The organism is Lichenifustis flavocetrariae (assembly GCF_026130545.1).
Lineage (GTDB): Bacteria > Pseudomonadota > Alphaproteobacteria > Rhizobiales > Beijerinckiaceae > Lichenihabitans > Lichenihabitans flavocetrariae.
The window spans coordinates 160136-172288 of the sequence record NZ_JAMOIM010000004.1; the positions used below are offsets into that span (position 1 = coordinate 160136).

12 protein-coding genes are annotated in these 12153 nt (G+C 63.3%); 7 read left to right on the top strand and 5 right to left on the bottom strand.

Going from position 1 to position 12153, the window contains the following annotated elements; translation table 11 throughout:
- Positions 1 to 7: 7 nt before the first annotated feature.
- Positions 8 to 835 carry an iron uptake transporter permease EfeU gene (gene efeU, locus M8523_RS08205; protein ID WP_282584354.1) on the bottom strand — a complete coding sequence of 276 codons (828 nt, stop codon included), beginning with the start codon at positions 833 to 835 and terminating at the stop codon, positions 8 to 10.
- Between the two features lie 573 nt (positions 836 to 1408).
- On the opposite strand from efeU, the gene M8523_RS08210 reads away from it, so the two are divergent.
- Entirely contained in the window at positions 1409 to 1951 is a 543-nt protein-coding gene (locus tag M8523_RS08210; protein WP_282584355.1) for an ImmA/IrrE family metallo-endopeptidase, read from the top strand.
- Between the two features lie 65 nt (positions 1952 to 2016).
- On the top strand, positions 2017 to 3063 hold the full coding sequence (locus M8523_RS08215) for a hypothetical protein (RefSeq protein ID WP_282584356.1): 1047 nt from the start codon (positions 2017 to 2019) through the stop codon (positions 3061 to 3063).
- Positions 3064 to 3185: 122 nt separating this feature from the next.
- Here M8523_RS08215 and purQ read toward each other — a convergent pair whose 3' ends face one another.
- Together purQ and purS are read right to left on the bottom strand one after the other, a co-directional pair.
- Entirely contained in the window at positions 3186 to 3869 is a 684-nt protein-coding gene (gene purQ, locus M8523_RS08220) for a phosphoribosylformylglycinamidine synthase subunit PurQ (protein WP_282584357.1), read from the bottom strand.
- Positions 3866 to 4117: a phosphoribosylformylglycinamidine synthase subunit PurS gene (purS, locus tag M8523_RS08225; RefSeq protein ID WP_282584358.1), complete on the bottom strand. Its 252-nt coding sequence runs from the start codon at positions 4115 to 4117 to the stop codon at positions 3866 to 3868. Before purS ends, purQ begins: the two co-directional genes overlap by 4 nt.
- 310 nt (positions 4118 to 4427) lie before the next feature.
- On the opposite strand from purS, the gene M8523_RS08230 reads away from it, so the two are divergent.
- The 4 genes from M8523_RS08230 to M8523_RS08245 all read left to right on the top strand — a co-directional run bounded on the left by M8523_RS08230 (position 4428) and on the right by M8523_RS08245 (position 8181).
- On the top strand, positions 4428 to 5111 hold the full coding sequence (locus tag M8523_RS08230) for an HAD family hydrolase (protein ID WP_282584359.1): 684 nt from the start codon (positions 4428 to 4430) through the stop codon (positions 5109 to 5111).
- Positions 5112 to 5201: 90 nt separating this feature from the next.
- A complete protein-coding gene (hrcA, locus tag M8523_RS08235) occupies positions 5202 to 6293 on the top strand; it encodes a heat-inducible transcriptional repressor HrcA (protein WP_282584360.1) in 1092 nt (363 codons plus the stop codon).
- An 11-nt stretch (positions 6294 to 6304) separates the two neighbouring features.
- Positions 6305 to 6892, top strand: coding sequence for an SCO family protein (locus tag M8523_RS08240; RefSeq protein ID WP_282584361.1), 588 nt, complete (start codon positions 6305 to 6307; stop codon positions 6890 to 6892).
- Between the two features lie 371 nt (positions 6893 to 7263).
- Positions 7264 to 8181 (top strand): bestrophin family protein, encoded by a 918-nt coding sequence (locus M8523_RS08245; protein WP_282584362.1) that lies wholly within the window; start codon positions 7264 to 7266, stop codon positions 8179 to 8181.
- Between the two features lie 16 nt (positions 8182 to 8197).
- Here M8523_RS08245 and M8523_RS08250 read toward each other — a convergent pair whose 3' ends face one another.
- Positions 8198 to 9118, bottom strand: a complete 921-nt coding sequence (locus tag M8523_RS08250) for an ABC transporter substrate-binding protein (RefSeq protein WP_282584363.1) — start codon at positions 9116 to 9118, stop codon at positions 8198 to 8200.
- Here M8523_RS08250 and M8523_RS08255 point away from each other — a divergent pair.
- Entirely contained in the window at positions 9118 to 11001 is a 1884-nt protein-coding gene (locus tag M8523_RS08255; RefSeq protein ID WP_282584364.1) for a glycosyltransferase, read from the top strand. The genes M8523_RS08250 and M8523_RS08255 overlap by 1 nt on opposite strands.
- 25 nt (positions 11002 to 11026) lie before the next feature.
- Here the strand turns inward: M8523_RS08255 and M8523_RS08260 are convergent, their stop codons facing one another.
- Positions 11027 to 11830 (bottom strand): hypothetical protein, encoded by an 804-nt coding sequence (locus tag M8523_RS08260; RefSeq protein WP_282584365.1) that lies wholly within the window; start codon positions 11828 to 11830, stop codon positions 11027 to 11029.
- Between the last annotated feature and the right edge of the window lie 323 nt (positions 11831 to 12153).

A 12153-nucleotide genomic window follows, 5' to 3' on the forward strand; every position in this document is an offset into this window, starting at 1 on the left:
CAAAGGTTCAGGCCGGACGCGGCGAGCGGACGGGACGGCTTTGCGTGAAGAAGAGGATCAGGGCCGGGACCAGGAAAACGACATAGGCCAGAACCTCGCCGATCGCGGGCGAGTCCTGATAGCCGAGAAGACCCGACAGGAGCGTGCCGAGAACGCTGTCCACCGGCAGGATTCCGCTGAGGTCGAAGGCTCGCTCCTGCAGGCCGTTCCAGAGGCCCGCCTCATGGAATGCCCGCAAGGCGCCTGAAAGGAGGCCAGCAGCAACGAAAATGATAAAGACGCCGGTCCAACGGAAAAACCGGCGCAGGTCGAGGCGCATTCCGCCATAAGTGATGGCGACGCCGATCCCGACCGCTGTCAGCAGGCCCAATGCGGCGCCGACCGGCACGCCGGGCCCGACGCTCTGCTGGAATGTCGCGAGAAGAAAGAACACCGATTCCAGTCCTTCGCGGCCGACCGCCAGGAAGGCCATGCCGACCAGAGCCCAACCCTGCCGGTCGCCGGGGCGCAGTGCGGCATCGACCGAGTGCTGCAATTCGGCCTTGATGGAGCGGGCCGCCTTCTTCATCCAGAAGACCATGGAGGTCAGGATGGCCACGGCCGCGACCGCGACCGCGCCTTCGAAAAACTCCTGCTGCCTCTGAGGAAATTCGCCGCTGGTGTAGTTCAACGCCACACCGATGACGACGCAGAGAGCCAGTGCCAGAGCGACGCCGAGCCAGACGGACGGCATCCACCTCTCGCGGCCGGTCTGCTTGAGGTAGCCGGCGATAATCCCGACGATCAGCGCCGCTTCGATGCCTTCGCGTAGCATGATCAGATAGGCAACAAGCACCGAACCGTCTCCTCTTCGGGGTGACGGACTTGTAGATCAGGCGATGGGCGAGATCAAGATGAGGACGGCGAATACTAGAAAACTGATACCTTAGAATGGATGTAATCTGTGAATTGCTTTCTTAGAAGCATTCTGAACTTTGGTTCCTCGCCGCCAGATCGGACGTGCAGTTCGATGGTGCAGCCAGTCGGCGGAGGACCTCCATTCGAGTGGCGGAGCCCGCGCGACCTGAAGATGCTTTGAGGCGGGGCGGGGCATGAGGTCAGACGAAAGCGTATGTCCGCTGGGCGGCATGCCATTGCTGTCCAGTGCCATATTGCTCCCCGAAGGCAGGCTCTCCGAGCTCCTTCTTGAACGGGATCGGTCGGCGCCTTGCGGAACTTCTGGGCCATGAGTCCATGTTCATGTCTTTGTTTTCTAAGCGAGAAGAGGAAGACGCCGTCATCGGCGAAGCAATTCGACCAACGTCGCGACGATGCGGTTCATGCCTGTCTCCGCTTGCAAGGCATCCGTCATTTGCCGAATAAGGCGGCTCGGCGGGCCTTTTCGCCGAACCTCACCGAGGATCCGCGCTTGTCCACGAACCTGTCCGGCCATTCGCTGGCGCCCGTTAGGGCATCTAGGGCAGCGATCGAGGGCTATGCCGAAGAGATCGCCGGCATCTTCTCGTTCAACCCTGGTGACGCACTCGAGCCAGTGGTGGCCGATCTGGGCGGCACGATCGAATATAGAAATCCAGTCTCGTCAGGGAACGAACCCCCCGAGTCAATTGCCATCCGTTCGTCCGAAAGCTTCACCATTTATCTGGGGAAGATGAATTCTTCGGAACGCGACCGTCTGACCATCGCCCATGAGCTTGGGCACCTCTTTCTTCATTATCCCCTGTTCACCGAACGTCATATCGGTGAGACCATGGTGGTGTCGCGTTGGGTCGACGAAACCGATCCGTCGCAAATTTTGGGGGAGTGGGAGGCGAATTGGTTCGCCGCCGCCTTCCTGATGCCCGAAGCGAAGTTCAGGGCCGCGTGCCTGCGGATGGAACTACCAGGAGTTGCCGGACTCTTTGCGGTGAGCCTGTCGGCGGCTGAGCTCAGAAAAAGGAGTTTGGTCGCATGAGTATGCCCCAGTGCCCACGCTACCGCGTCAGACTTTTTCTGTCTGTCGATCTCGTCGGGTCGACTGTGTTCAAGGCCGGTCGCGGTGGGGAGGGAACAAGCGACCCTTATCCGGTCTGGGTCAACGAGACGAGGAAGTTCTACCGGCAGTTTCCAGACATTTTGGCCTCGAAGTTCCGCAGCATCGCCGATCCACATTCAGCAGAAGGGCACGCGGAGTTTGTCCCGAAACTGTGGAAGACAGTGGGAGACGAGATCATCTTCTGCTGCAAATTGATGGACGTGACGCATCTGGCTTGGTGCGTGACGTCATTCCTGAGATCGCTGGATGCCTACGGCAGGATCCTGGAGCCGATCAACGCATTGGACGTGAAGGGAACGGGATGGGTCGCCGCGTTCCCGGCGCCGAATGTGACCGTCGAGGTGGCGGGAAGAACGCGCGGGGCTGCCAGTCTGGACTATATAGACGAGGAATTCGAGACCCAGGCCGACAACAGCCCCGGTGATTTCGATTTTCTCGGTAAGGACATCGATTCAGGATTTCGCGTCGCCCAGTATGCGGCGGCTGACAGGTTCGCTGTGTCTGCCGAACTGGGTCTGCTGCTCTGTGAAGCGACGAAGTTGCGCATGTTTCAAGACAAGCTTGTCTTTCATGGACGGGAACCTCTGAAAGGCGTGATCAGCAGCCGACCATATCCGATCATCTCGGTCGACACGGAGCGCAGTACCAAGAGGCGGGATGTCAAAGACCACGAGCGTGCGTTGACCGGACAGGCGGCGTCAAATCCGACTCTTCTTCGAACATTTTTGACAGCCTTTCTCGAAGACGAAAAGATGGATGCTCCCGTGCTGCCCCACGCCGGCGACGGGATCGACGCGAGTCGGGTCCCGAGCAGCTATAAGGAATTCGCGAACTCTTGGGCCGAGACGGTCAAGGAAACGACGATGCGATCGTCGCGCGAGAAGCAAGCTTCCGAAGCCGACCAGATCGATGGAGTTCTTCCTCCACGGCTCCTGACGGTTCTGGGGCAGTTGCGAGATCGTCAGAGGCGGGAGGAGATCAGACGTGGCTCCCTTTCGATCGTGCCTTCAGCATCCGACACTCCGAATTGAAGGGCATAGGTGGATGCTCCGAGGGCGGAAAACCGCGAAGGGTCACCCAGAAGATGCGGGCTCACCGTACGTAATCCGCCAAGCCTACGAGATTCCCCTGCCGAGCCCGAGCTGGAACGCCGTCAAGCTGCCAGCGCCTCGAACAATCGCAGCCCATCCGTGCCACCCACCAAGGGATCGATCAGATTCTCTGGATGGGGCATCAGGCCCAGCACGTTGAGGTCGGCCGAATAGATGCCGGCGATGTTCCGCTCCGAGCCGTTCGGGTTGGATTGTCCACCCGTCTCGCCGGCGGCATTGCAATAGCGGAACGCGACGCGACCATCACCCTCGAGCCGCTCCAGTGTGTCAGTGTCGGCCGTGTAATTGCCCTCGCCGTGAGCGACACAGAATTTCACGGCCTCGCCCGCCGCGAAGCGCCGCGTGAACGCCGTATCGGTCCGCTCCACCTGGACGTGCTGGAAGTGACACAGGAAGCGCAGGTTTTGGTTGCGGACCAGAACGCCCGGCAACAAGCCTGCCTCGCAGGCGATCTGAAATCCGTTGCAGATCGCCAGCACCAGTCCACCGCGCGCCGCATGCGCCCGCACCGCATCCATGATCGGAGCCCGGGCCGCGATGGCGCCGCAGCGCAGGTAATCGCCATAGGAGAAGCCACCCGGCAACACGACGAGATCGGTGCCCTGCGGCAAAGCCGTTTCGGCGTGCCACACCATTGTGGGGCGGCGGCCCGTTCCCTTCGTCAGCGCGCGGGCGACATCCGTCTCGCGATTGATCCCCGGGAACGTGACGACGGCCGAGATCACGAATGCGTTCCGTCGAGCTCGATCCGGTAATCCTCGATGACCGTGTTGGCCAGAAGTTGCTCGCAGGCTTGCGTCAGAACCGTCTGCGCCTTGGCGGGATCCGCCGCACCGAGGTCGACATCGAAGAGCTTGCCCTGCCGAATGGCTCCGATCCCGTCGATCCCCAGTGACCGCAAAGCGCCTTCGATGGCTTTGCCCTGCGGGTCGAGAACCCCGGCTTTCAAAGTGACGGTGACACGGGCTTGCATGGGAGAGCTCGGGGCGTAACGGGAAAGGCAGGGGAGCCTTAACCCACGAAGGCCGCGTGACGCAAAACCTTTCACAGCCGCTGGAGGGCCTCGCGTCCTCATTCTGACGAGCCGAAGCTGAGATCCGGAACCGGAGCCTCGGTCGACAAGGTCGTCGCGCGAAGATCCCGGGATCGGACGCGGCTCCGACACAGGAACGCCCAGCCGGCTTGTGCCTGCGAAACTTTCTCCTGATGGAGCTTCGACGTCGGATCGCCTGGATCAAGGTTTCAATCTCGGTTAGGTCTCGACGCGAGGCAGGGCGGAGATTGTGCGGACATTCACGGGTTGCGACCTGATTATCTTCGATTGTGACGGTGTGCTGGTCGATAGCGAGATGCTCGCGATCCGGGCCATGTGCGGCGTGTTGAACGAGGCCGACATCCCGGCCACGGAGTCCATGATCCTGCGCTGCTTCGGGATGAAACAGCTCGACACCCTCCGGCGGATCGCGGCCGAGACCGGCCGAGAGATCCCGCCCAATGTGGCAGAGCGCCTCTGGCCGGCGACCCGCAGCGCCTTTGAGGCCTCGCTTAGACCCATGCCGGGGATTTTCGATGTTCTGGATCTGGTAACCGGCCCCAAGCGCTGCGTCGCTTCTTCATCCCATCCCGAACGCATCGCAACGAGCCTCGCGCTGACGGGTCTCGCCAGCTATTTCGGCGACAGCGTCTTTTCGTCTCATCAGGTCGTTCGCGGCAAACCGGCCCCGGACCTATTCCTGTTCGCTGCCGCCTCGATGAGCGTCGATCCTGCAAGATGCGTGGTGATCGAGGATTCTGCCTTCGGCATCGAGGGGGCCCGTGCCGCCGGCATGACCCCCTATGGCTTCACTGGCGGCGCGCATATTCAGGCCGGACACGACGCAGCCCTGCGCCAGGCTGGGGCCGTCGCGGTGGAAGCCACATGGGAGGCGATGTCCGGGCGGCTGCTCGGTTCATGCGTCGCGCCGTAAACCGGCGGGTTCCGAGCCAAATGGCCCAAGGGACCCCATCCGAACCGCAAGTGGCTTGAAACGCCCGGCCAGCCGACGCATCCTCTTCTCATGTCCACCGTATTCAAGCCGCGAAGCGATCTCGAAGCCACCACGGCCCTCTCGACCCTGAATGTCCGCTCGCGCGACATCTTCAAGCGCATCGTCGATTCCTATCTGTCGACCGGCGAACCGGTCGGCAGCCGCAACCTGTCCCGGCTCCTGCCAACGAGCCTGTCGCCAGCCTCGGTGCGTAACGTCATGTACGAGCTCGAACAGCTCGGCCTGATCTACGCGCCGCACACCAGCGCCGGTCGCCTGCCGACCCATCTCGGCCTGCGCTTCTTCGTCGATGCGATGCTCGAATGGGGCGATCTCGGCGAGAGTGAGCGCCGACGCATCGACGCGGAGCTCAGAGCCGCCTCGCAGGCCCGCACGCTTGACGGCGCGCTGTCCGAAGCCATGGGCCTTCTGTCCGGCTTGACCCGCGGTGCCGGCGTCGTTGTGACCGGTAAGGAGAATCCAGGGCTGAAGCACATCGAATTCGTCCGCCTCGATGCTGAACGCGCGCTCGCCGTGCTGGTCGCCGAGAACGGCTCGGTCGAGAACCGGGTGGTGATGACGCCGCGCGACCTGCCGGCCTCGGCCCTGATCGAAGCCGGCAACTATCTCAGCGCGCGGATCAAGGGCCGGACGCTTGCGGAAGCCCGGGCTGAGATCGAGACGGAGCTGAGCGCCGCGCAATCCGAACTCGACGAATTGTCGGCGCGCGTGGTCGACGCGGGTCTCGCCTCATGGGCAGGCCTTCAAGGTGACCGTCGTCTCATCGTGCGCGGTCAGGGCAACCTCCTCGAAGACCTGACGGCGCTCGAAGACCTCGAACGCATCCGCCTCCTGTTCGACGATCTCGAAACCAAGACCGAGGTCATCGAGCTGCTCGACCGCGCCGAAACCGGCGAGGGTGTCCGGATCTTCATCGGCGCCGAGAACAAGCTGTTCTCGCTCTCGGGCTCGTCGATGATCGCGACTCCGTTCCGTGATCGTGACCAGAAGATCATCGGCGTCCTCGGCATCATCGGACCCACCCGCCTCAACTATGCCCGGGTCGTTCCCATGGTGGATTACACGGCGCGGGTGATTTCGCAGTTCATCGGGCGCGTGTAGGAAGCCAAGTGATGACCAGACGCTCCGTTCTGACGCTTGCCGGCATCGGCGCGGCGGTCGGCCTCCTTCTCTCGGTGACGGCGCTGGTGCTGCTTCTGCAGCCGCCTTCGGCCGTGGGGGGCCGAGCCGCCATCGGCGGACCCTTCGCGCTGATCGACCAGGACGGCCGGCCCGTGACCGAGGCGAGCCTCGAGGGTGAGCCGTCTCTGCTGTTCTTCGGTTACACGCATTGCCCCGATGTGTGTCCGACGACGCTCAACGACATGAGTCAGATGCTCGATGCGCTCGGCCGAGATAAGAAGGCGCAAGGCATCTTCGTCACGGTCGATCCCGAGCGCGACACGCCGGCGGTCCTCAAGGACTACCTGTCGAACTTCGATCCCCGCATCAAGGCTTTCACAGGGACGCCCGAGGCGATTGCCGCGATGGAGAAGAGCTACAAGGTCTATGCCAAGAAAGTATCGTCCACCGATGGCAGCTATTCGATGGATCACACCGCCATCGTCTATCTGATGGACAAGGAGGGCCGCTTCGTGAACGCCTTCAACCTGGAGCAGTCCCCCAAGAACGCCGCGGCGGAATTCGCGTCCTATTTGTGATGTGGTCGCCACCTGCATGGCTAAGAAGTGGTTGCTGGGTGATGCGGACGACACGCACTGTTCTCTGGCCCGCTTGCGTTCAGCAGATCTCATCAGATTGATGAGCGACAAAATTCATGCGTTTCGACCTACTTCGGCATCTCCCCTCTCCCTTGTGGAGAGGGGGTGGGGGTGAGGGGCGGAACGCTCATGTGTTTGTCAGAGGGAAGCGTCGGGAATGCCGTCGCGACCCTCACCCCCTTCCCCTCTCCGCAAGGGAGAGGGGAGAAGGCGTCTTCGAGAGCCGCGACCGACATCGGGTTTCCCGGCCATAAGCCTGCGCCCACCAACGTCGGATATCTTCCAGGATCCCGCCGAAAGGGCGGCCTTTCATGATCGTCCGCAGCCGCCTCGATCTCTGGCAGCTTCTGTTCCGCATGCGCGGGTCGGTGATCCCCCGCATCAAGGGGCGCATCGCCGCGGTCGTGGCGCTGTCGATCGTCGTCGTCGTGCTGCAGGATGCGCGATGGATGAATGCCGCCCCTCTCGCGGCGCTGCCGTTCTCGCTGATCGGCATCGCGCTTTCCATCTTTGCCGGGTTCCGCAATTCGGCCTCCTACGATCGCTGGTGGGAAGGCCGGAAGGTATGGGGCCAGGCGCTGGTCGACATCCGCAGCCTGACCCGGCAAGCGATCACCTACGGGGCACACGGCGACGCGATGCAGGCCCGGCCCTTGACGTTGCGTTGCGCGGCTTTTCTGCACGCCTTGCGTGACCGGCTGCGCGGCGATCCTCTCGGTCCGGCGGCGCTTGCCCACCTTCCCGAGCCCGAACATGGCGTGCTGGCCGCCGCCCGCAATCCGCCGAACCTCATCCTTCGGGCGATGTCGTCCGATATCGCGGTGTGGCTGGCGCAGGGACGCATCGAAGCGCAAATGGCTGTCGCGATGGAGGAGCGCGTCGTCGCGCTATCGGGCGCACTCGCGGCCTGCGAGCGGCTGAAGTCGACCCCGATCCCCTACACGTACTCGCTGCTGCTGCACCGAACCGTCTATCTGTTCTGTCTGCTGCTCCCCTTCGGCCTCGTGGCCACGGCTGGTGCCTGGACGCCGCTCGCGGTCGCGATCGTGTCCTACACGTTCTTCGGCCTCGATGCTCTCGGCGACGAGCTCGAAATGCCGTTCGGGTGCGGTGTCAACGCCCTGCCGATCGACGCGATGGCAGGGACGGTTGAAATCGACGTGCTCGAGCTGCTGGGCCAGCCGGGTCTGCCGCCCGACCCGCAGCCCGTCGATGGCATTCTGCTGTGACCGGCGTCACGACCATTCAATAGAAACCGATGGGGAAATACTTCAGGTAGAGATCGGCGTAGACACCCTTCGCGGCCACTTGTGCGAGCGCATAGTCGAGGGCCCGGCGCAGTCTCTGGTCGTCCTTGCGGACCGCAATGCCCGCCCCTTGCCCGAAAAAGCGGCTTTCGGTGAACGGCCCGCCGCGGAACACGCAGCATCCGCCCGCCGCGTCGCCGTTGAGCCACAGAGCCGCGGCGATGCCATCATCGAAGAGGGCGTCGATCGTGCCATTCTTGAGCGCGGCGCGGGCTGACGCGGCCGAGGAGAACGGCACGATAGTCGCACCGGGAAAGAAGGTTCGCAAGTAAGCCTCGTGCGCCGTGCCGGATTGCACGCCGACCTTCTTGCCCGCGAGGGCTTCGGGCGTCGGATCCCCGAGGGTTGCGTCGGAGCGCGTGAGGAAACGCGCCGGCGTCCGGTAATAGGCCCTCGTGAAGGCGACCGTCTTGCGGGCCTCCTCGGTGATCGAGAGCGACGCGATGGCGGCATCGGCCTCGCGCCCGGTCACGGCCGGCACGATCGTCTCCCATGCACGCGCCTGAATCGTGCAACTCACCTTCAGTTCGTCGCAGAGCGCACGCGCCAGGTCGACGTTGAACCCTGTCAGGGTGCCGTCCGCCAGCGTGAAATCGAAGGGCGCGTAGTCGTCGCCGGTGACGAAGCGGATCGTCGTGGCAGGATCAAGATCCGGCTTTTCCAGCACCCGCTGCGAGTCCCAAAAGCTTGGGAGAAAGACATCCGGCGGACGCTCGGCCGCCAGCAAGCCCCGTCCGCCGCACAGGACGCTCGCGACGACAATCAGGATTCTGCACCCACCCCGCAATTGCCGCTCGCTTTCAATCGGGAAGCCTTCGATGATCGGACCTGTATGGCGTATCGGAAAGCCTGACCGCAATGGGGGCTCGGGACAGCGAGCAGTGGGACAGCATGGCGCAGGTGGGGCCCGCTGTTGGCTTGCCGCCGGAGATCGCCTTTATCCCGGTGGGGGTCGTGGCTCAGACGACCCTGGCGCGTGCCGCGCGTGCTGCCGCGACCTCCGAGGTCTCGGCCGAACGGGCCCTTCTGGCCGAAGGGCACCTGTCGGTGGATCGCTATTATCGTCTGCTGGCCACCCACCTCGGCCTTCCCTTTGCCGAAACTCCGCTGCGGCCGGCGCCCAACGCCGACCTCGTCTCCGTAATGGCCACCGGCATTCTGCCGCTCGCGCCGAACCGGCGCGGCTGGCGATGGCTGGCGGCACCCTCCGGAACCGTCCTGCGAACCTTTCTCGAACGCGCGGCTTCGCAGGCGGGAGGGACGGTCGCGATCACCTCGCCCGATCGACTCGAAGCTCTGATAAGGCAGGATCGGCGATCCGGTGTTGCCCAACTGGCAAGCCACGGGCTCGCCGACTGGAACGGATCCTTGTCGGCCAAGGGCGGTCTCACGCTCCGGCAGATCGTGTGGGGCGCGTCTATGGCCGTGGCACTATGCGGGGCGGCCTGGATCGCGCCCGCGGCCTGCCTCGATCTGCTCGCGCTCCTGTTCTCGCTGGCGTTTCTCCTGGCCGTCGCCGTGCGCCTCGCCGCCACGGCGGCCAGCCCGGAACCCGCGTCGCGGGATCAGGTCGACCGCATCCCGGATCATGACTTACCTCTCTACTCCATCGTGGTTCCGCTCTACCGTGAGGCTCCCGAGGTGCGTCGCCTCACGGCCGCCTTGAGCCGTCTCGACTATCCGCGAAGCAAACTCGACATCCTGTTGATGATCGAGGCCGATGATCGGAGCACGCTCGCAGCGCTGGAACGCTTGGACTTGCCCGCCTGCTACCGCATCGTCATGGCCCCGGACGGGCGGCCGCGCACCAAACCACGCGCCCTGAACGTGGCACTACAATTCGCGCGGGGGCGCTTCCTGGTCGTCTATGACGCCGAAGACGAACCCGAACCGAACCAGCTCCGCGTCGCCCTGGCAGGGTTCCGCGCGAGCCCGGACGTCGCCTGCCTGCAGGCCCGCCTCGCCATCGACAATATCGCGGATTCCTGGCTGACCCGGATGTTCGCGCTCGAATATGCGGCGCTGTTCCATGTGGTGAATCCCGGCCTCGCGGCCCTCGGCCTGCCCATTCCCCTCGGGGGGACATCGAACCACTTCCGGGCCGACGTGCTGCGGCGCGTCAATGGCTGGGATGCCTGGAACGTCACCGAGGATATCGATCTCGGGATCCGCCTCGCGCGCCTCGGGCATCGCGTCGCGACGATTCCTTCGAACACGTTCGAAGAGGCGCCGCATCGGCTGGACGCCTGGCTGGCCCAGCGGCGACGCTGGCAAAAGGGATGGATGGTGACGCTCGCCACCCATTCGCGTGCTCCCCTGCGCACCTGGGAGGAGCTGGGCCTGTGGGGCGGACTCGCGGCCTGGGGGATGCTGTTCGGGACGATCGCGTCCTGCCTGCTTGGTCCGTTTTGCGCCAGCGTGGTCGCGCTGCGGTTCTGGTCGGGCGACCTGCTCCATCCCCGCACCCACGCGGATGTGGCCTGGAGCACCTTGAGCTGCTTTCTCGTCGCGACAGGGATCGTGAGCGCGGTCTGGCCGATCCTGCGCGGGCTCAGGCGCCGCGGTCTCATCCGCCTCTGCCCCTGGCTCCTGGCGCTCCCGATCTTTCTCCTGCTGCTGTCGCTCGCGGCCTGGCAGGCTCTCTTCGAAGTTGGGGGCCGTCCCTATTTCTGGGCCAAGACCGAGCATGGGCAGGCCAAGCGGCGGCTTGGGATCGCGGGTCGGCGATCCGGCGGGGGATGAGTATTGCGCAGCGATGCCGCCGGCCTCACACGTTTTGCCGCTGACCCGTGAGGGGAAACAGACGAAACTTGCTGGTTGCGAATAGAGTTAGGAGTCCGAGGGCCGCGAGTGGAAGTCCACCCGGTAGCGGGACGGCAGAAACCGTGCTGCCTTCCAAAGCGATACCCACAATGCTGCTTGTTGGCAGGCCATCAATGTTCAAAAACTTTTGAAGGTCAGGCTGCAGAGCGAGGGACGACGGGTCCTGATTCGACAGGTCGTAGCCCAGAAGCGCGTTAAAGGCGGCGTTCTGGCTCAGAGCATACACCGTAGAGCCCGATGCCGCGATCGACACGATGCTGTCTGTCGGCAGCTGATAGATATTGAGAAAATCGAACACATTCGGCTGCAGAGCGAGGGACGACGGGTCCTGCTTCGACAAGTCGTAGCCTAGAAGCACGTCGAAGGCCGCATTCTGGCTCAAGGCATACACCGTGGAGCCCGACGCCGCGATCGACACGAGGCTGCTTGGCGGCACAGTGAGGGGGTTCAGAAAATCGAACACATTCGGCTGCAAAGCGAGAGACGACGGATCCTGCTTCGACAAGTCGTAACCCAGAAGCACGTCAAAGGCTGAATTCTGGCTCAGGGCATAGATCATTGAGCCCGACGCCGCGATGGACACGATGCTGCTTGGCGGCACAGTGAGGGGATTCAGAAAATCGAACACATTCGGCTGCAACGCGAGGGACGACGGGTCCTGCTTCGACAGGTCGTACCCCAAGAGCACGTCCAGGCCTGCATTCTGGCTTAGGGCGTACACCGTGGAGCCTGAAGTCGCGATCGACACGATGCTGCTCGTCGGCGAGGAGAGGGTATTAAGAAAATCGAACGAACTTGGTTTGAAAGCGAGGGACGACGGGTCCTGATTCGACAGATCGTACCCTAGAAGCCCATCCAGGCCCGAATTTTGGCTCAAAGCATAAATTGTCTGTGGAGCAGCTTCGGCCACTACGGGTGGAGACAGCAGAAGACCAACCACGGCCATAAGCTTCAAACGTCGCGGCAACATATCGGGACCTCTACGTAGGTATAGATGAAATTACATGCAAAAGCACGCGATTATAGCGGCTCCCACGCTTGAACGTCCAGTCTTTAACGCGGCATCGGAAC